The sequence below is a fragment of the Paenibacillus sp. FSL H7-0735 genome (assembly GCF_038008505.1).
In the GTDB taxonomy this organism is placed as follows: Bacteria; Bacillota; Bacilli; order Paenibacillales; family Paenibacillaceae; genus Paenibacillus_AQ; species Paenibacillus_AQ odorifer.
In genome coordinates this window covers 1,690,581-1,710,099 of the sequence record NZ_JBBOZH010000001.1, presented here as the reverse complement: position 1 = coordinate 1,710,099, position 19,519 = coordinate 1,690,581, and the positions used below count along the sequence as shown (strand labels likewise).

Below are 19,519 nucleotides of genomic sequence, written 5' to 3'. Positions count from 1 at the left end.
AGTGTTGTCTTGATGTAGTGAATAGATCCGTAATCATAGAGGATTGCCTAACTATTAAGCCTAGGATAATATAGTTGCGCAGGTCTGTATTTGTAAGAAAAAACGGCTCAATCATCCCTGTAGATGATAGCCGTTTACTTATTCCCAAAGATTGTCCAAACCATCCGGACATGCCCCTGTTTTTACTCTCCCGCCATCCGCTCTATTCCAACGATTATCTTACTTTTGCCTCATATACGTCAAGTGCTGCCTGAACCCCAAACCCGCAAGGCCCCTTAAATCCATGACGCTGTAATGCGGCTTCCAGCGCTCCAAGCAGCCGCAACACGTTATTCTCACGACAGCTAAAACCCATCGTACCGATGCGCCAGATCCTTCCCTTTAACGGTCCAAAAGAACTGGCAATTTCAATTCCGAACCGCCCCAGCAGCAGCGAACGGACAGCTTCCCCATCTATCCCCTCAGGGATCAGCACACAGGTAACAACAGTAAGCTTGCAGGAAGGATCCCCGTATAGTTCTAAACCCATAGCTGTTAATCCAGCTACAAGTGCTTTTTCATGGAGGATATGTCTGGCGAATCTGGCATCCAGTCCTTCTTCAAGGGTAAGCCGCAAGCCCTCCCGCAGTGCATAAAGCATTGAGGTCATCTCTGTATGATGATTGAGACGTTGTGGACTCCAGTAATCCTGAAGCATGCCGAGATCGAAATAATTGCTGCGGACAAAAGATAAGTCACCTGGCTGGACATCACTTGTTCTAATCCCTCGTTCTACTCGTTTTCGGGTCATGAGCTTAGCTTCAGCACGATCATTATACGTTATCGGTGCCATTCCTGAAGGGACGGACAGACATTTCTGTGTACCGCCAACGACGGCATCCAACATCCAAGCATCTGTCTCGACAGGAAGGCCCCCAATGGTTGCAACTGCATCAACTATGAATAAAGCATCCATCCGGCGGCAAGCTCTACCGATTTCCGCGAGTGGCTGCACACGTCCTGTAGAGGTCTCCCCATGAACCATTGCCACCACATGTGGCTTAAAAGTCTCCATAGCTGCTATCACTTCATCCGGCTCAAACACACTCCCCCATGGCTTTTCCAGCACGAACACCTCAGCGCCACATCTTTCAGCAATCTCATGCAATAGATGTCCGAAGCGGCCAAAGATCGGAATCAGCACACGCTCACCCGGCAGGATCAAACTAACCATCACGGCTTCAATTCCAGAACGGGAGGTACCATCGATAGGGTAAGCCCATGAATTACGAGTAGCGAACAGCTCCCGCAGCATTTCCATCGTTTCATTCATAATAGAGGTGAACTCTGGATCAAACTGACCCAGCACCGGAAAAGACATCGCCCGCAGTACACGCGGATCTACCTCGACCGGACCCGGAGTCATAATACAGCGTTGGGACGGCGACAAATCTTCGTAACGCTTCATGATGATCCTCCCTTAAAAGTTCGGCGAACTCTTTTTAATAAGCTAACTCATATAACATCGCAGTCAGAACCTCAAGCCCAGCCGCGAGCTGCTCAGGGGAGGTATACTCTTCCGGAGAATGGCTGATGCCAGCTCGGCTTGGCACAAATATCATCGCAGTAGGGCAACGCGGCGCCAATAGCTGGGCATCATGTCCCGCTCCACTTACCATCGTGCGGTACGTCTTCCCCTGTTGGCGGCAGATATTTTCCAGCATTGCAGATAGCTTCATATCCATAGGTGCAGGGACTGTGTGGAGCACGGATGTAACCTCCAGAGTTACCCCACGTTTAACGGCAATTTCATTACATTCCGCAAGAAGCTTCTCACAGAAACGTTCCAATTCGTCCTCTTCACTATGGCGGATATCTAATGTAAAAAGAACCTCACCCGGGATCACATTTGGCGTATTCGGATACACCTCAAGCTTACCCGAGGTTGCTACAAGAGGTTCACCAGCCGTTTTAGCAGAACTTTCAAGCACGTACAGCATTTCAACCGCACTAGCCAGTGCATCCTGCCGCATAAACATCGGTGTCGTGCCCGCATGATTAGCAATACCCCTGACCTTGACCACATATCGTCTCTGGCCAACAATCCCCTGAACAACGCCTATCTGAGTGTCTGTTTTCTCCAGAATAATCCCCTGCTCGATGTGCAGTTCTACAAAAGCACCAATATCATTTCTGACACCATTCCGCTTAGAAGCTTTCTCCTCCGTTATGTCCTGTAAGAAGCTGGATTGTGCCATTGCTGCTTTTAACGTCACGCCCTCTGCATCCATACAGGTCTCGGCCTCGCTTCCGTCATACCTTTCCGTGACATGGCCCGAGCCCCAATAAGCAAGCGGAAATCGGCTCCCCTCTTCTTCACAAAAAGATACGACCTCAAGCGTCCGCTGCGGCTGACCAAAGTTCTTCTGCAACTCTTGAAGCGCAATCATAGCCGCAGCGATCCCATAGGCACCATCATATTTTCCGCCATTGACTACAGTATCGATATGCGATCCGGTTAAAATAACCCTTTGCTGCGGATCGCGTCCACTCAATCGTCCATATACATTGCCAACCTTGTCTACGGAAACCTCTAAGCCGAGCCCAGCCATTTTTTCCTGCAAAAAAATCTGCACCCGGCTCCATTCCTCCGTATATAGCAGTCTAGTAACTCCTGGCCCAGGTGTGCTGAATGCCGCCAGCTCCTCCAGCAGCTCCAGCAGTTTCTGAGTCAACGCTTGAACTCTGGAATCATTCATAGGCTGTACTGCTCCTTCCTAATTCGCAGCCACTGTCCACCCCCCTCACTGATCACTCCTTCTTCAGAGGTATAGATCACATTCCCGCGACAGATCGTAGCAACTACTTTGCAGGACAAAGTTCTTCCGATGTAGGGGCTGTGCTTGTGGCGATACAATAAATCCTCCGCAGTCAGCGTATAGGTTGTATTTGGATTCAGCAGAACTAGATCGGCATCTAGACCTAGGGCTATAGCGCCTTTACGATGCTCTATTCCAAACCGTTTTGCGGGTTGCCCTGCGAGCAGACGAGAAATTAACGTCACAGGCAATCCCCGCACATTCACGCCTTCATGGAACATAAGCTCCAGACTGCTCTGCGCACCCGAGATCCCACCCCAAGCTGCAAAAAAAGACAAGTCCGGCTTCACCTTCAATTCCGTTGGACAGGGGGAATGATCCGAAGCGATCAGATCGATTTTGCCGTGGGCTAGCATCTCCCATAACTTCTCCTGCTCCACCGCACTTCGCAGCGGAGGCGCACACTTCGCCACAGGTCCTAACGCCTCCATATCATTTTCAGTGAGGACCAGATAATGTGGACAGGTTTCGGCCGAAACGTCCAGACCTCGAAGCTTAGCTTCATAGATTTTCTCAATGGCAGCAGCCGTGCTAATATGAACAAAATGCAACCGGCAGCCCGTACGTTCACTGTACAGCAGCGCCCTGGACACTGCCTCCAGCTCTGCTTCAGCTGGGCGGCAAGCCGCAAAATCACTTGCGCTGGTTCTGCCATTTCGCACTGCATCTGCGGTCAACACCGCCGTGATAGCCTCACTTTCTGCATGAAGCGCCAAAATCCCGCCCAGAGAAGCGATTCGCTGCATCCCTTGATAGAGTGTATCCTCATCCACTTCACGGAATCTGCCTTCGCCCTCCCCTCCAGGATTGGAGAGAAAGGCTTTAAACCCAGTGACACCAGAGGCTGCCAAAACTTCTAAATCATCCAGATTGCCGGGAACGAGCCCACCCCACAGCACATAATCAACGGCAGAGTTTCCAGCCGCAGCATCTACCTTTTGACGAAGTGCAGCCTCGTTCACAGTCGGTGGATTGCCGTTAAGCGGCATATCTGCATAGGTTGTGCAGCCGCCAGCTGCCAGCGCCGCAGAACCGCTGCGAAAGCCTTCCCAACGTCCAAACGTTGGTTCATTAAAGTGGACATGCATATCAATCATACCGGGGAGCACATAAAACCCATCTGCGTCGATGACTTTGGTTAGCGGCGCAAGCGAAAGTTCCTCTCCAAGTTCGACAATCTTACCCTCTGATACTGCAATATCCAGCTTGAGTACCTGATCGGGCAGCACTACATTCCCGTTCTTAATCACAAGTTCATAGGATTCCTTCATGAGCTGCCACCTCCTCCGGTCGTCAACTTTCTCTTAACTTCCCCGATACGTACTATATCCACCAGGAGCTACTAGCAAAGGTACATGGTAGTGTTGCATGGAGCTCTCTATATGAAAGCGAATAGGTATCTGTTCTAGAAAAAAAGACATCTCACGTTGAGTGTCTACTGCGCTTTTTGTTACTCCTATGTCAGCTGCTGACGCTTTGGCATCAGCTCTACGGTAGTAATCGCCAACCATAAACAGCAGCTCGTAACATCCAGCCTCCATTTCGTTTCCCTCCAGCAGCGGAGCATCCAGCCTCCCGTCACTATTCGTGACTTCTTCACACAGAAGCTTGCTCATCCCATCCGTAAGCTTCCAGAGCTGAAGCGTCAGACCTGTAGCAGGAATCCCCCGCGACAGATCCAGCACATGGGTGGTAAGACGCCCGCTCATTACGCTGTCTCTCCGGCCAGATCTGCACGGCTGACAGAAAAGCCCTGAAAACCATAGGGTGGACGAGGTTCGGTGAAGACTCCACCTTTAGTTTCTTCAGGCTCAACAATGGTTTCCCAAGTCCGGTTATTGGACTCAAATGAAACGGTAGCCAGCTGTGGAAAACGGGACAATACGCGCAGCCCAATTTGATAAATCAACGATTGGATTGAAGGACTGTTCAGCTCATGAAAAGCGCTATGGGCGATATCGCGAACCTGCTCCGCAGCCACATATTGGCCTAAATCTCCATCCAGAGCATGTTCAACATCACTGTAGGTCCAGTTAATATTCAGAAAAATATAAAGCGGACGGTCAAAGCTCTCCGGCAATGTTGTATACTCATCACGGACGAATCCATAAAACGAGCTTCCACTTACTTTTATCAGCTGTAAATTCTTCAATCGGCATTCATGAGCGATAACCTCAGTCCCATTCTCTCCACGTTTTATAGTTAACGAAGCCGAATAAGATTCATTATTGGAGTGACGCAGTACTAAATGACTCTGTTTAAGCCCGTCAACCCCGGGCACCATCACCTGTTCAAAAGGTAACCGGTCTGCGGAAACTGAAACCGCGGTGACATGATCGTATTTATCGAGAAAACGGCTGCTTAGAAGCTGCAGTAACCCCTCCGTTGTGCTTCCAGTGTAGTCCGCGGTATTGCGCAGGATAAAATTTTTCATAGAATCGGTAGCAACAACCATGGAATTATCCCCCTCTGAAAAAGAAGGAAGAAACGCTTCGCCCGTGACCGCGAATGTAATATTATGTGCGAATATAATGTTGTCGCAGCCCGTGAAGGAAGATTCGGGAACGGGGGTAACGGCCAGCGGTTTAGCATAGGTACGATAAGTTAGCACATCACTTTTTCCATAAAACATTGTACGTCCGTTAATTGGTTCCAGCATGGCTGACACCCTCCCCGTTTATGATGAATGAATGAATAATTAAATAATTAAATCACTTAGGCGAAATCTCGTAATTGTACCGACTTCAGAAAAGGCTTGAACCCATTCCTCCTGAGGGGAACGCTCTACTCGCACTCCAATGGCGCTGATAATGTCATCTTTGTTTTTGCCACGAACAGCTAGAATAAAAGGGAAATGAAATTTGTCCGTATACTTTCGATTCAGATCATTTAATAGATTGAACTCTTCCGTTGTTAGCCGATCCAGTCCAGCTCCCTGCTGCTCCGAGGCAGACAAAGCCGTAACTTGAAGCCTAGTCGCCAAATCTGGGTGAGCTTTTAATAGTTCCTCCATTCGGCTCCGGTCAGCACTCAGTACGGTCTGCATCATTGTGCTATGCAAATGCTCTAAAGAATGGAACGGAATCTGCTTATACGCCTCCTCTGCTACCCACGGTGAATGTTCAAAAATGCCGCCTAGATGCTTCACAAAATCCGTTATACTCATGGCATTTATCTCTTCCAACGTAAACCTGCCTTCAGAAACGACCATCCACTCAACCTCCAATAGCTTTGTTAACAGCTCGTAAAATGCCACCGTACCCCGTACAGCGACAAATGTTACCCGATAAAGCTTCTTCCACTTCAGCCGGAGTAGGATGCGGGTTCTCTTCCAGCAGAGCAACCACCGAGATAACCATCCCTGGTGTACAATAACCGCATTGGAACCCCCCCTCTTCTAAAAAAGCCCGCTGAACGGGATGCAGGCCTACTTCACTAAGACCCTCAATTGTTGTAATTTCCGCACCTGAGCATTGATAGGCCATAACTAGACATGAATTCACTGGACGTCCATCCACCAGCACCATACATGCCCCGCAGCGGCCAATCTCACAAGAACGTTTTGTGCCGGTCAGCTCCAAATCTTCACGTATGACATGTAAAAGCCGGCGGGAGGGTGGAATCTCCGTGGATATCGCTTTCCCATTAATATTGCAATTAAAGGTGAACCTCTCTTCTGTGAAGGCTTCCTCAGACGAAGCTGGGATTGGGTTCTCTTCATCTAGATTGTGATCTGAATTATGACTCGGCATGGATGTTCACCACCTTTTGTGGAATAAACGGTGTAGACTGCAGCCATTCGGGATCAATGGGCAGCTTGGTTACCCGCTTCCCTACAGCCTGAAATATGGCGGACACGACTGCCGGAGCTAAATTGACGGAACCCACCTCTCCAATGCCGCGAGGACCGTACGTGTCATGATCCGGCAAATCCTCTATCGGCTGTACCTGAATGCTGCCATTCATGTCGGCAATGGTCGGCACCAAATAGGTGTCTAAATTTTTGGTGACATAGCTGCCGCCAGACATCACAGCATCCTCTGACAAGGTGAAGCCTACCGCCATACTGCTGCCACCTTCGATCTGTCCAAGATAACCTTGCGGATTAGCCACCGGTCCCGCCGCTACCGCATGATATTGGTCCAGTACACGAACACGTCCTGTAAGCAGATTAACTTCCACGCGGACTGCGACTGCAGAATAGGTATATAGGAAATGTGCCCCCACTCTTTTAAAGGGTGTGGTTGGATAAGTAAACTTTGTATTACAGACAATGGGTTCTGAAATACGCTGTGCCAAGTCCTTGTAAGTCAGAAGCAGACCGCCGTCTTTTAGCCAAATGCCGCCAGGGCCGAGCTTCATTTCATAGTTATCCAGCTCTGGCTTTATCATCGCAGCTGCCTGCAGCACTCGAGCGGTGAAGTCTGGACGCAGCCGTTTCAAGGCCATCCACATCATGCTGGTTGATCGGGAAGCCGTACTAGATCCGCTATCAGGCACAACATCCGTATCGCCAATGACGATGCTTAGATCCTCTGCCGCCAAGCCAAACTGTTCAATCAGCATTTGTTCCATTGTTGCAATTAAGCCCTGACCAAACTCCTCGTAACCAAACACCGCCTCAATCTTGCCCTCTAGCGTCAAAGAGAGCCTGCCACCCGCCGGATCGGGAATACCATAACCAAGTCCTGCACCATGCATAGCTATAGCAGCACCCGTTCCAGTTACGATCCAAGGTTCCACAACACCTGAATCACTGTCTGTAGATGCGGCCTCAGTCATAAGAGGCGAACCCGCCAGCGCTTCCCACACCTGAAAGGCACCATCGGTCTGAGCAATTTCCTGACCCAGTGGCCCCAGATCTCCATATTTACGCAAATTGCGGCGGCGTATTTCCCACGGATCGATCTGCAATCGCTCAGCCAACCGATCGATTTGTCCCTCCAAAGCGAAAATCGCCTGATTGCCGCCAAACCCGCGAAATTCACCAGATACACCGTTATTGGTATATACAGCAAAACCCTTCACATCCACATGATCGATGATATAGGGGCCCATCACATGTTCTGTCGCAAAGTTGAGCACCTCCGCCCCCAGTGTTGCGTAAGCTCCCGTATCCGAAATAATTCTGACCTGGTGTGCCCTGATGATTCCTTCGGGGTCGCAGCCAGTCTTCATGGTGATTTTCATGGGATGGCGTTTTAGTCCTGCACGTACCGATTCAGCTCTCGAATTATGCAGTCTTACCGGACGGAGTGTCCGCAAGGCGAGCAGCGCTCCATACGGCTGTACATTCAGCTCGTCTTTTCCTCCAAAGGACCCGCCGATAGGACTCGAGATGACGCGAATATCTTCTTGAGGAATAGCCAGAATTCTGGATAGCTGCAGGCGATCCATCAACCCATGTTGTGTAGCTGAATATACGGTAAGCCGTCCGTTATCCTCTGGGATAAACAGTCCACCTTCAGTCTCCATATAGGTGTGCATTTGGCGTGGTGTATAGTAAGTCTCCTCTACCACATGACAGCAATCCGTAAATACCGTTTCCGGCTCCCCTTTCCGATATTCCGTATGATGAAGCACGTTTCCCTCGGCATGCAGCAAAATTGCGTCCTTTTTCATCGCCTCTTCCGGATTCTCCAGCAAGGGTAGAAGCTCATAATCCACTTCGATAAGAGATAAGGCGTATTCCGCAATTTCGTCCGTCTCAGCCGCGACTGCCGCAATCGCATCGCCAGTGTAACGCACACGGTCACTGCAAAATACCGGTTGATGCGGCAAAGCTATGCCAAAGCCGTTAAGTCCGGGCACATCCTCATGAGTGATTACAGCGTGTATACCAGGGACTTCAACGGCCTTCTCAATGCGTATGGACAAAATACGAGCATGTGCCTGCTCACTGCGGAGCACGCGGCCGATCAACATTCCTTCTGCCCTCATGTCGGTCAAATACTGCAGCTTACCGGATACCTTGCCCTCTCCATCAGGTCGTGTACGCCAGCGGCTACCGCTGGATTCCTTATTCAGCAGCATTTTCCCTCTCTCCTTTCGTCGGGTTATTCACCTCTAAACTCCGTATATTCATAGCCTTCCACAGCTCAGATACAACCAAATTCCCAGCAGTCTTTTTCTTGTAAAGTTCTGTTGCAAAGGGATCACTATACGTCTCAAAGCTGTTCTCAACCCCTTCATATAAAGAAGCCAACAGCTCATCTGTATACCTCACACCTTCAAGCATAACTTCAGCCCTACTTAGTCGCTGTGGCCGCCCAGAGCCCCCACCTGCGGCGATACGCACCTCACGGAAACGGTGTTCCTCATCGATTGATGCTGAGATTGCTACCGTTACAAGTGAAGGGGTGAACGCTTCCCTGCGGCCAACCTTACGAAAAATTTCTAGCCTATCCGTTAACGGACTCTCTAAGCGAGTAGGTGAGATGCGAATCTCAGCCACAAGATCCGCCGCAGGTTTTATCCCGCTCCAGTGATTGTTTAGCCACTCTATCAAAGGTAGTGCCGTCATAAATTTGCCGTCAAAGGAGATTAACTCCGCGTCATAGACCAGTAACGCAGGTAGAATATCTCCGAAGCCAGAAGCGATATTGCCCCCGAGCGTGGCAAGATTACGCACCGACGGAGCCGCTATGCAACGTGCAGCCTCTTGCAGCGCAGGAGCTACGGCCTGCAAATGCTCATTACTGCGGCACTGGGAGAGTGGAACAAGAGCGCCCAGAGATAAGTGAAATTCCGTTAAGGTAATGTCGCCGAGATTTGTAATTTGCCGAAGATCAATCAGTTGTTTGGGCATATGAGTCGTTCCATTTTCCCACCCTGTTCTCAGCAGTGTTCCTCCTGCGACATATCGGGCACTGTCTCCAAACGCCGTTTTTCTCTCCCAAGCTTCGTGCAGGCTGCGGGGTTGAATTACATCAGGTAGCCTTCCATCCTCTTCCCGTAAAACTCCCATACACTCCGCCTCCTTTTTGAGTACCAGATTGCTGCTTCCCTTCTCGTATAGCCTGCCTTAAAACCTTTGTTCCCGAATATAAGGAACTCCAAGCGCCTCCGGTGTGCCGGATGGTTTGTTGCGATTGCGGTACCCCAGGTACATCAGGACCAGAATGGTCACAAGGTACGGAATCATTTTGAGAAAATAGGGCGGAACTGCACTGCCCAGCAATTGAATACGGAAGCCAAGTGAATCCAATGCCCCAAAAAAGTAAGCGCAGAACAAGGCACGCAGCGGATTCCATCTGGCGAAAATCACCAGCCCTACCGCAATCCAGCCCCGGCCGGCTGTCAGCCCTTCATTCCAGGTTGGCGCGTAGGCCAATACCATATCCGCTCCGGCCAGGCCGATGAGAGCAGCACCGGTGATCACATAGCTGTAGCGGATAAGCTGTACACGGATCCCCATCACATCTGCGGTAGCCGGACTGTCTCCGACTGCCCGCAAATGCAGGCCCCATGAAGTGCGGTGAATTAGCAGATGCAGAGCAAGCACTAGCAGCAGGCTGAACCAGGTTAGGTAGTCCATGTTGCCGAATATTTTTCCGATGAACGGTACATTTTCCAGCCAAGCCAGATGCAGCTTAGGGGAGGTTCCCGGCAAAGGAATGCCGCTGATCGGTTTACCAAGATAAGCGCTCAACCCACTGCCGAACAGGGTCATCGCAAGACCGGACATCGTTTGATTCGCCCGCAAGGTCACACAGAGAAAAGAATGCAGCAAACCAAGTACAGCCGTTATAGCTACGGTAGCCAACAGAGCCAGCAGCAGGTTTCCGGAGCGAATATACACGATACAAGTGATGACCGCTCCCATCAGCATCAGACCTTCAGCCCCAAGCTGTATAATGCCGGCTCGTTCATTTAGAATGCCTCCCAGCGTAGCCAGCAGCAGCGGGGTCCCTGCGGAAATAGCGGCAATAAGTAGCTGTGTTGTAAAATCCATTGCCTATCTCCCCCCTTTCAGCTGAACCCGGCTACGGCGAATGCGGAAACGATAGATCATATCGCCAGCAATCAAGAAAAACAGGATGGAGCCCTGCAGCATTTCTGATATCGATGAGGGCAGCCCGATGGTTTGAACACTATATCCGCCAACAATTAAGCCACCGAATAAAATAGAAGTAACGATTAGACCGAGTGGATTCAATTTGGCCAGCCAAGCTACAATAATGGCGGTGTATCCATAACCCGGTGAAATGCCCTGCATCAGCTTGTGTGTAACACCGGAGACCTCCGCCATGCCAGCGATCCCGGCGAGCCCCCCACTGATCAGCATGACGATAATAATATGACGCTTGATAGGAATCCCCGCGTATCTGGCTGCAACAGGATTGGCCCCAATCAGCCGGAGCTCGTAACCCCACTTGGTAAAACGAATCATTAAGTAATAAATCACAACGGCGATAAGTCCAAATAACAATCCAATATGCAATCTTGTACTTCCGAGAACAGGCAGCGATTGAGCCGCAGTAAACATAGGTGATCCCGGGAAATTAAATCCTTTAGGATCTTTCCAGGGTCCGAATACCACGTAATCGAGCGCCAATAGGGCAACATAATTCAGCATTAATGAAGTGATTAGCTCATTCACTCCAAAAAACGTCCGCGGAATAGCTGTCAGCAGTCCCCAAAACGCACCCGCGGCAATACCGAACAGCAGCATTAAGCTCAGGGACCAGAATGAAGGTAAGTCAGGAAAATAAATCGTGACCGCTGTGGCCGCCATAGCCCCAACAGTTAACTGGCCTTCTGCTCCAATATTCCATACCGAAATGCGGTAAGCCACAGCAATCCCAAGCCCACATAGGAGTAGCGGGATCGCTTTAACCATCGTTTCCGTGAGCCCATACGCAGTGCCAAATGCGCCACGGAACATTTTTTCATAGACCAGCACCGGATTCATACCATTCGCCGCAATAAATAGGGCACACAACAATAGCGCTAAAACTATAGATACAATAGGTGTCCACCAAGGAGAACGGATGCGGCTGGCATCGTATTCGAAACGTAGAGAGAATCGTTTTCCGGAGTGGGAGGGGAGGGGTTCCAGTACTGCTGCTGCGGTATTTCTTCCATTCTCCAGACTCATACGGCGCTCTCCTCTCTATTATGAATACCAGCCATTAGTAGTCCGATGCTCTCTCGATTCGCTTCCTCATGTGTGCTCTCACCAATAATTGAGCCGTTATAGATCACTAGAATCCGGTCGGACAACTGAAGCAATTCATCTAAATCCTCCGAAATTAACAACACGCCACTACCTGAACCACGCAGCTCCATAAGAAGGTCGTGAACACCTGCCGTGGCACCTACATCCAGCCCTTGTGTCGGATGAACGGCGACCATCAGCTTCGGCCGATGACTGATCTCACGTGCAAAGAGCAGCTTCTGCTGATTACCACCTGACAACTGTTGTACTGGCGTCTCCAGCTCAGGTGTTTTGACATTAAAGCGCTGGACCAGCTCCTGTGACCACAAACGGTTCTTCGCGGACTTCAAGAAACCAAATTTGGAGTGCTCCTCTGAGCGGTAAGACTTAAACAAAAGATTATCCACCGATCCGAGGCGTCCAGCTAAACCGCTCTTCATCCGGTTCTCCGGCACGTGGGAGATTCCTGAATCAATTGCCCCTCTAACAGAAGCGGATTTCACCGTCTTTCCATCAAACGTGATTTCACCACTTTTCCAGCCTCTAAGACCAGTTAACACTTCAGCCAGTTCCTTTTGCCCATTGCCAGCTACCCCAGCTACGCCTACAATCTCTCCTTTACATACGTTCAGAGAGAAGTGATCCAGTGCTTTTCGCCCGTGATCGGCATATACGTCCACATCTTTCACTTCTAATAAAGAATCCCCTTCAGTGGCTTCCCGTTCTTGACGGGTGATGGTTACTTCCTTGCCCACCATCAGACGAGCCAGCTCCAGTTCATCTGTATCTGCTGTGGTCAGCGTGGCGATCATTTTTCCTTTGCGCATGACGGAAATCCGATCGGAGGACGCCATAACCTCTTTCATTTTATGAGTAGTTATAATGACCGTTTTTCCTGCCTGCTTCATGACCCGCAGCGTTTCAAATAGCTGTTCCACCTCTCCCGGGGTCAGTACAGAGGTTGGTTCATCCAGAATAATAATGTCAGCCCCGCGATACAGCGTCTTAACGATTTCAACACGCTGCTGCTCACCCACGGACAACTGCCAGATCGGGCGATCCACCGGGAATTTCAGTCCAAACCGTTCCGCTAATGCCTCGATCTCCTTGTGTTTGTTCTTCATCCACTTACGGCCGCGCCAGAAAGACGACTTTTCGCCAAGCACGATATTTTCTGCTGCTGTGAGGCTTTGCACCAGCCTAAAGTTCTGAAACACCATACCTACACCCAGCTGCGCAGCATCTTTAGGAGAACGGATCTGAGCACCTTTCCCATGAATGAAGATTTCTCCTTCGTCTGCTCTATACACCCCTGACAGCATGCTCATCACCGTGCTCTTCCCGGCCCCATTCTCCCCAAGCAACGCATGAATCTCACCCGCATTTGCCGAAAAGTCGACTTGATCACTGGCGGTTACCGAGCCGAATTTTTTCACAATCCCCCGCATTTCAACTGAAGTTCCCCGCATGGCCTGAACCCCTCCTTCCTTCAAGTTGTAGTACGGGTGGGGAAGTTTCCGCTTAACGGAACCCGCCCCACCCATAGATTGCGCACATCTTATTCCCTATTTTTAAACATTATTGCGGGATAGTTCCTTCCACACCCTTTACGAGCCAGTTCATGCCCAGCACTTCCTCCAAGGTCAGCTTCTGACCCTCCTGAACCTTCACATTCCCTTGATTATCTGAGATCGGACCTGTGAAAACCTCCAGCTCACCACTGATAATTTTGGCTTTGGCGTCTTCGACAAGCTTTTTCACATCATCTGGGATCTTGTTCCCGAAAGGAGCCAGCTCCACCATACCGTCAGCCATATCACCGGAATATTGCTCGCTCTTCCAGGTTCCATCCATAACTGCCTGCACAGCCTTTACGTAATACGGCCCCCAATTCCATACCGGGTTCGTCAAATAATTGTCCGGAGCGTATTTGCTCATATCCGAGTCATTTCCCCCGGCAAAAGCCCCTCGTTCAGCAGCAGCCTGCAGTGTTGCAGGTGAATCCTGATAGGCCAAAAGCACATCCGCACCCTTATCCAGCAAGCTGATTGCCGCTTGACGTTCAGTCGTCGGGTCATACCATGTATTCGTCCATACCACATTCACCTTTACATCAGGATTGACACTTTGCGCTCCAAGGGTAAAAGCATTCAAGTTATAGATCACTTCGCTGATCGGAAAAGCGCCCACATAACCAAGCTGATTGTTTTTGGTCATTTTTCCTGCCGCTATGCCGCTCAGATAGCTGGCCTGATAGTTTTTCCCGAAGTAGGTTCCCATGTTCTCTGCGGTTTTGTAACCTGAAGCATGCAGGAACTTCACGTTGGGGAATTTGCCCGCTACATTTAATGTAAAATCCATATATCCGAAGCTCGTTGTAAACACGATGTCGTGTGATTGTGCAAGCTCGGTGATGATTCGTTCGGCGTCAGCACTTTCAGGGACATTTTCTACAAAGTCAGCTTTAATCCCCAGCTCCTTCTCCATATACAGCCGTCCTTGATCATGTTGGTACGTGTAGCCGCCATCCCCTGGAGGTCCGATATAAACAAAAGCAACCGTCGGTTTCTTTGCAGCCGGTTCTGTTGTTGCAGTTGCCTCTGTTGCCGCTGTAGTTGTCGCTGGTGCCTCCGTTGCATTTGTAGAAGTATTATTATTGCTGCCACACCCCACCAAAGCCACCGTCATTAGAACCATTAATGCAAGACAAGATGTTATGAACTGACCCCTTTTTTTCATAATTCTCCTCCTCCAAATCATCTCTCATCATGGCTGCAACCATTAATGTACTTCTACTATACTTAGAGGTGGCCTTGGCGTAAATTTATATAACATACGTTTGTATATGAATATAAGAATCAGAACTTTTTTTGTGTGTAATGCACTAATTGGTTTTGGTATGGTGAGTTTCGTGTCATATTATATGACCAAAGGTGGAAAAGGAACACTGTTTCAGATTACTTTTCAGACTATTCTTTACTTCACTTTCCATTTCTCAGAATCCATTGCTCCTGAATCTCACCAAAATCCGCTTTTGTATCTGCGTCCATGAAATAATGGGCAGACTCAGATTCCAGAACAATCCCCTTATAATCAGGTGAACGCAATATCCCCGCCGCTCCTCGATCTCCATCTAATCCCTGTAGTGCTGGAAACAACGTCTTCGAGAACAAAGCCGGGGGCATAGCCGACCCATTGCTGACGCTAGCGACATAATCCATCTCCGGAGATTGTTCAAACGTTTGTATTAGACGGTTCACTAATGCTGTAGTAATAAATGGCTGATCCGCAAGTGCCACAACTACTGCATCGGGCTGTAAAGGTAATACCGCATTAAGGCCACAGCGCAGTGAAAAAGACAATCCTAGATGTGCGGTTAAGCAAGTTTCGGTACGTCTGGATGCTTGCGGTTCAATCGCGGGTGGCAGCCATTCCAAGTTGTCATCCGCACGCACTACCACGATTAGCGGTTCTAGATTGCAACGATCCAGTTCACTAAGCGCGACGCTCCCGAGTGAGACCTCCTGCGACAATTTCAGTGAAACCTTGGACACGCCCATCCGCCTGCTCTGCCCCGCTGCCAAATATATTCCTGCTACCTTCAATACTATCCGCTCCTTTGGGCAGCTCTCGTGAGCCCACCCTTCTAATTTGAATAATTTCCGCTATAATACTGACCGCAATCTCCTCCGGACCTTCTCCTCCAATCGGCAACCCTACAGGTGCATGCAAAGATGCAGGAGCCTCAAGCCCTTCCAGTAAAAGAGATATCCGCGCCTTCGAACCGATAATCCCTATATATAGAGGAGCAAGCGGAATCACACTCTCCAGGAACTGTCTATCCCGCCCAAGTTGATGACTGCAAATCAATACATAATCCTCCCGAGCTACGCCCAATCGCTGAACAACCTCCATAGGGGAACAAATTACTTGTTCAGCTCGAGGAAACTTATTGTGCAAGCTTCCTTCACGCCAATCCGCAACCGCTACCCGAAAGCCAACTCTGTCAGCAAGTTCCGCAATAGGAACCACATCACTTCCCCCGCCAAAAATCACAAGCCGCGGTTTGGGCACGAAAGACGTATGGAATGCTGTCAATTCTGCTGGAGTGGCCATAAAGCGACCTGCCGCCAGGCTTTCTTTTGCCGAGTGGGATAATTTCGGATGTTTCTTGCTCTGCGGCAGTACAATGTCTGGATCCAGCTCCAGCTTATAGATAAAACCTTTCTCCACTGCTTCGCGGAACAAAATTAGCTTCTCTCCCCTAGCCAATCTGTCACTCGCCTGCACTAAAAGCTTGTAGAGCTGACCCTGCACGGGTTCTAGCACTATTTTGATTTTGCCTCCACAGCCGACAACCTCACCCCAGGACAGATCATCCGGAGACAGCATGTTGTATTCCACAATTTCGGGCAGCCCTCGTTCCCAGATCTCAGAAGTTCGCAGCTGCAGATCGTTTTCCAGACAACCTGGACTCAGGCTCCCAATCGTACCTTCTTCAAAAAACAACATCACCGCTCCGGCTTTACGATACGAGTGTCCCTCCACCTCTATCAGCGTTGCCAGCACCGCAGGCGCCTGATGGGTTTGAATATGCATTGCGATTTCATGTGTATTCACGAGGTTCCCCTCCTCCGTGTTTGCATTTCAACCCAGAACTTAGAACTTAGAACTTAGACCTTAGAACTTAGAACTTAGAACTTAGAACTTAGAACTTAGACCTTAGACCTTAGTCCCTTCCGAGCATCCTCCGAAACATGAATACTAACTTCAACCTCATTAGATCATTTATTTTTTTAAAATCGACGTCCAGCAGCTCACTAAGCTTCTCGATCCGGTAGGTAGCCGTGTTTCGATGAATAAACAGTTTCTTAGCCGTCTCATTAACATGACCATCGTTCTCTAGATAAACTTCCAGCGTCCGCAGCATTTCCCTGACATACTCCGGTTCTCGGTTAAGCAACCCTCTAAGACTTCCATTACAATATTTCTCCATAACCTCTGCCGGAATTTGCCCGAGTAGCAGGTTAAGCTCAAGCTGCCGGTAATGCACAACATTCCCTTTTACTCCCCCGCCCTGAAGCATTCCCATACAATCCTTTACCTCCGCAAAAGCCTCCTTCAGCCCCTCCGGCTTCGCTTTACAACTGCTTATCGCAGCTCGCGGATAATATCCCTTATCAAACTTCATGTTGTTAAAACAAACCTGGATTATATCCCGGAATTGTTCAGGACGCTGACGATCTCCCGGATATATAGACAAAAGTCCTTGATCTATGATCACATGAATTCCCTTTACTTCCCGTAGCCCGGGATGTTCAAGATATTCTTCTTTTAGTCTGAGCAGCTCACCTTGGCGTTCTTCCCCAGTCGCAGCTGTATCGGTCAATAAGAGAAAAAATGGTGATTGAAGCAGCTCAATCTCCAAGTCGAGAGCAGCCTGCGCCAAATCTGTGTAAGATAAATTACCGCTCAAACAACGTCTCAGCAATCCGCTAAACTCCCTGTGTTCTGCCTGTTCAAAATAATCTTCGTATCCTGAATGAATATGATATGAAATAAGTTCAGCTCCCTGAACGAACAAACTTTCTTCCATTGGGAGCAATAAAGGGTCGATGGCACAAAACAATAGATATCCGGAGCACTTCTCTCCTTGCAAAAGTGGTGTACGGTAGCCCACATGATCTCCAACACGAAAGCGCTGATTCCGTTTCTGCCACGGCCACCCCTCCAGCAGCTGTGAAGGATGGTATTCAGAGTTGTTGTAGATCACATCCCCCCTTGCGCTAATCACCACAAGTGAATGGCCAATCACTTCAGACACCGAATCAAACAACGGACGGCTGCGGACAGATCTTAGGGCAAATTGCATCAGCTTTTTCTGCTTCTCCATAATGTTCTGCAGAACGTGAGTGCTGCGGCTAAGCTCGGCGCGAAACAGACCATTCATCTGATCCGAAAAAGTAAACTCGAAAGGCAGCTGGATAAGCGGGAAGTTAAGACTCTCCGCTTCTGCAACCAGTTGCTCTGGTACTTCATCCCAAAATCGCCCCAGCTTAATACCCAAGGCCGAAGATCCCCGGCGATTCAAAGTCTGCAGCAAGGCAGAGGCTTCCTCCATATTGTCCTTTATCAAATAGGCTGTCGTCAGCAGCATCTCGCCTTCTTTGATCCAATCCGAGATATCGGGGGCATCCATCACATTAATTGACTTCACAATTCGATGTTTCCCTTTAGACCCAGCGATAAGCTTCGCCTCGGACAAAGGATAAATGGACAACGCTTCTTCAACCGTAAGATGCATGCCACCCCTCCTTATTAGAATCAATAGAACCATTTCTGATTTATAATGTTATTTTATGTAACATTATAATTAAAATGAACCGTGTTGAATAGAGGGAAGTTAAATTTTCATGATTTATATGTTAATAAACTTAACACAAAATGAACATGGAACATGAATGATGAATTATTAATTATGAATGATGAATGATGAATTATTAATTATGAATGATGAATGATGAATTATGAATTATGAATTATGAATTATGAATTATTGAACTTTAGCTCATATCGTTCATGTGAACTGTATAAGGGGATTGGAAAATAGTAGGTGGAGTTGAGGGAGGGCTTTCGAGTAAAAACAAGTTTTTACGGGTTCACGCGGGAGTCGGAATAGGGAGTCGGAATAGGTGGCAGGGTATTCTCAGGCTATTCGAATTGGCCATCGGATCGAAGTCGCAGGCACACCAGCGCTGCAAGACGGGGAATTGAGCGGTGTATGAGATCCGTACGAGCAGAGATAATACCACCCCACTATAGCTGTGGCGGAGGTACAAACTATTATAGATCCACTGCTGCCGGTAGAGGTGAAAGGCACTTTTGCCCTTCTTTTTGGCTATTCGGCCGGAATTGCCGAGATGAAGGGCACTTTTGCCCTTCTTTTTGACTACATAGGCGTCTTCGCCACATTCTGCGGGATTTATACTGTTCTTTTTAGTTACTTATGCCACTTTCCCAGATTCTGCGGGATTTATACCGTTCTTTTTAGCTACTTGGGCCACTTTCCCAGATTCTGCGGGATTTATACCGTTCTTTTTAGCTACTTGGGCCACTTTCCCAGATTCTGCGGGATTTATACCGTTCTTTTTAGCTACTTGGGCCACTTTCCCAGATTCTGCGGGATTTATACCGTTCTTTTTAGCTACTTGTGCCACTTTCCTGGATTCTACGGGATTTATACTGTACTTTTTAGTTACTTGAGCCATTTCCCCGGATTCTGCGGGAGTTATAACGTTCTTCTTTTTAGCTACTTGTGCCACTTTCCCAGATTTCTACGGGATTTATACTGTACTTTTTAGCTGCTTGAGCCATTTCCCCGGATTCTGCGGGATTTATACTGTACTTTTTAGTTACTTGAGCCATTTCCCCAGATTCTGCGGGATTTATACCGTTCTTTTCTCTCCAGCGACGTATTCACTTAAATCTACTGGTCTTATAC

The 19,519-nt window shown here is 48.9% G+C and carries 17 protein-coding genes; all 17 read right to left on the bottom strand.

Annotation, left to right across the window (positions count from 1 at the left end):
* Positions 1-214: 214 nt before the first annotated feature.
* Entirely contained in the window at positions 215-1,447 is a 1,233-nt protein-coding gene (locus NSS82_RS07855) for a pyridoxal-phosphate-dependent aminotransferase family protein (RefSeq protein WP_076107230.1), read from the bottom strand.
* Between the two features lie 34 nt (positions 1,448-1,481).
* Positions 1,482-2,738, bottom strand: coding sequence for a Zn-dependent hydrolase (locus NSS82_RS07850; protein ID WP_076273987.1), 1,257 nt, complete (start codon positions 2,736-2,738; stop codon positions 1,482-1,484).
* Positions 2,735-4,129 (bottom strand): allantoinase, encoded by a 1,395-nt coding sequence (locus NSS82_RS07845; RefSeq protein WP_076107234.1) that lies wholly within the window; start codon positions 4,127-4,129, stop codon positions 2,735-2,737. Before NSS82_RS07845 ends, NSS82_RS07850 begins: the two co-directional genes overlap by 4 nt.
* A 33-nt stretch (positions 4,130-4,162) precedes the next feature.
* A complete protein-coding gene (gene uraH / locus NSS82_RS07840; protein WP_076107235.1) occupies positions 4,163-4,567 on the bottom strand; it encodes a hydroxyisourate hydrolase in 405 nt (134 codons plus the stop codon).
* Complete coding sequence (gene pucL / locus NSS82_RS07835) at positions 4,567-5,517, bottom strand: factor-independent urate hydroxylase (RefSeq protein ID WP_076273988.1); 951 nt, start codon at positions 5,515-5,517, stop codon at positions 4,567-4,569. The genes uraH and pucL overlap by 1 nt, the downstream gene beginning before the upstream one ends.
* A 39-nt stretch (positions 5,518-5,556) precedes the next feature.
* Positions 5,557-6,069 carry a 2-oxo-4-hydroxy-4-carboxy-5-ureidoimidazoline decarboxylase gene (gene uraD, locus NSS82_RS07830; protein WP_076273989.1) on the bottom strand — a complete coding sequence of 171 codons (513 nt, stop codon included), beginning with the start codon at positions 6,067-6,069 and terminating at the stop codon, positions 5,557-5,559.
* A 4-nt stretch (positions 6,070-6,073) separates the two neighbouring features.
* Positions 6,074-6,610, bottom strand: coding sequence for a (2Fe-2S)-binding protein (locus NSS82_RS07825; protein ID WP_081386783.1), 537 nt, complete (start codon positions 6,608-6,610; stop codon positions 6,074-6,076).
* Positions 6,597-8,891: a xanthine dehydrogenase subunit D gene (pucD, locus tag NSS82_RS07820; RefSeq protein WP_076273990.1), complete on the bottom strand. Its 2,295-nt coding sequence runs from the start codon at positions 8,889-8,891 to the stop codon at positions 6,597-6,599. Before pucD ends, NSS82_RS07825 begins: the two co-directional genes overlap by 14 nt.
* Positions 8,878-9,825: an FAD binding domain-containing protein gene (locus tag NSS82_RS07815; protein WP_076273991.1), complete on the bottom strand. Its 948-nt coding sequence runs from the start codon at positions 9,823-9,825 to the stop codon at positions 8,878-8,880. The genes pucD and NSS82_RS07815 overlap by 14 nt, the downstream gene beginning before the upstream one ends.
* Before the next feature lie 57 nt (positions 9,826-9,882).
* Positions 9,883-10,812 (bottom strand): ABC transporter permease, encoded by a 930-nt coding sequence (locus NSS82_RS07810; protein ID WP_036680033.1) that lies wholly within the window; start codon positions 10,810-10,812, stop codon positions 9,883-9,885.
* Positions 10,813-10,815: 3 nt separating this feature from the next.
* Positions 10,816-11,958, bottom strand: coding sequence for an ABC transporter permease (locus NSS82_RS07805; protein ID WP_076273992.1), 1,143 nt, complete (start codon positions 11,956-11,958; stop codon positions 10,816-10,818).
* A complete protein-coding gene (locus NSS82_RS07800) occupies positions 11,955-13,487 on the bottom strand; it encodes an ABC transporter ATP-binding protein (protein ID WP_076179194.1) in 1,533 nt (510 codons plus the stop codon). Before NSS82_RS07800 ends, NSS82_RS07805 begins: the two co-directional genes overlap by 4 nt.
* Before the next feature lie 109 nt (positions 13,488-13,596).
* Entirely contained in the window at positions 13,597-14,757 is a 1,161-nt protein-coding gene (locus NSS82_RS07795; protein WP_036680038.1) for a BMP family ABC transporter substrate-binding protein, read from the bottom strand.
* 242 nt (positions 14,758-14,999) lie between these two features.
* Entirely contained in the window at positions 15,000-15,572 is a 573-nt protein-coding gene (locus tag NSS82_RS07790) for an NTP transferase domain-containing protein (protein ID WP_170914181.1), read from the bottom strand.
* The gene (locus tag NSS82_RS07785) at positions 15,514-16,638 is read right to left on the bottom strand and encodes an XdhC family protein (RefSeq protein WP_076273993.1); all 1,125 of its coding nucleotides are present in this window, start codon (positions 16,636-16,638) and stop codon (positions 15,514-15,516) included. Before NSS82_RS07785 ends, NSS82_RS07790 begins: the two co-directional genes overlap by 59 nt.
* A gap of 109 nt (positions 16,639-16,747) precedes the next feature.
* On the bottom strand, positions 16,748-18,322 hold the full coding sequence (locus NSS82_RS07780; protein ID WP_076273994.1) for a PucR family transcriptional regulator: 1,575 nt from the start codon (positions 18,320-18,322) through the stop codon (positions 16,748-16,750).
* A gap of 700 nt (positions 18,323-19,022) precedes the next feature.
* A complete protein-coding gene (locus tag NSS82_RS07775; protein ID WP_340960562.1) occupies positions 19,023-19,340 on the bottom strand; it encodes a hypothetical protein in 318 nt (105 codons plus the stop codon).
* Positions 19,341-19,519 lie beyond the last annotated feature (179 nt).

What these genes read in the sequence shown, in the direction of transcription:
- NSS82_RS07855 (WP_076107230.1), bottom strand. Translation starts at nt 1,447, where the DNA reads ATGAAGCGTTACGAAGATTTGTCGCCGTCCCAACGCTGTATTATGACT.
- NSS82_RS07850 (WP_076273987.1), bottom strand. Translation starts at nt 2,738, where the DNA reads ATGAATGATTCCAGAGTTCAAGCGTTGACTCAGAAACTGCTGGAGCTG.
- NSS82_RS07845 (WP_076107234.1), bottom strand. Translation starts at nt 4,129, where the DNA reads ATGAAGGAATCCTATGAACTTGTGATTAAGAACGGGAATGTAGTGCTG.
- uraH (WP_076107235.1), bottom strand. Translation starts at nt 4,567, where the DNA reads ATGAGCGGGCGTCTTACCACCCATGTGCTGGATCTGTCGCGGGGGATT.
- pucL (WP_076273988.1), bottom strand. Translation starts at nt 5,517, where the DNA reads ATGCTGGAACCAATTAACGGACGTACAATGTTTTATGGAAAAAGTGAT.
- uraD (WP_076273989.1), bottom strand. Translation starts at nt 6,069, where the DNA reads ATGGTCGTTTCTGAAGGCAGGTTTACGTTGGAAGAGATAAATGCCATG.
- NSS82_RS07825 (WP_081386783.1), bottom strand. Translation starts at nt 6,610, where the DNA reads ATGCCGAGTCATAATTCAGATCACAATCTAGATGAAGAGAACCCAATC.
- pucD (WP_076273990.1), bottom strand. Translation starts at nt 8,891, where the DNA reads ATGCTGCTGAATAAGGAATCCAGCGGTAGCCGCTGGCGTACACGACCT.
- NSS82_RS07815 (WP_076273991.1), bottom strand. Translation starts at nt 9,825, where the DNA reads ATGGGAGTTTTACGGGAAGAGGATGGAAGGCTACCTGATGTAATTCAA.
- NSS82_RS07810 (WP_036680033.1), bottom strand. Translation starts at nt 10,812, where the DNA reads ATGGATTTTACAACACAGCTACTTATTGCCGCTATTTCCGCAGGGACC.
- NSS82_RS07805 (WP_076273992.1), bottom strand. Translation starts at nt 11,958, where the DNA reads ATGAGTCTGGAGAATGGAAGAAATACCGCAGCAGCAGTACTGGAACCC.
- NSS82_RS07800 (WP_076179194.1), bottom strand. Translation starts at nt 13,487, where the DNA reads ATGCGGGGAACTTCAGTTGAAATGCGGGGGATTGTGAAAAAATTCGGC.
- NSS82_RS07795 (WP_036680038.1), bottom strand. Translation starts at nt 14,757, where the DNA reads ATGAAAAAAAGGGGTCAGTTCATAACATCTTGTCTTGCATTAATGGTT.
- NSS82_RS07780 (WP_076273994.1), bottom strand. Translation starts at nt 18,322, where the DNA reads ATGCATCTTACGGTTGAAGAAGCGTTGTCCATTTATCCTTTGTCCGAG.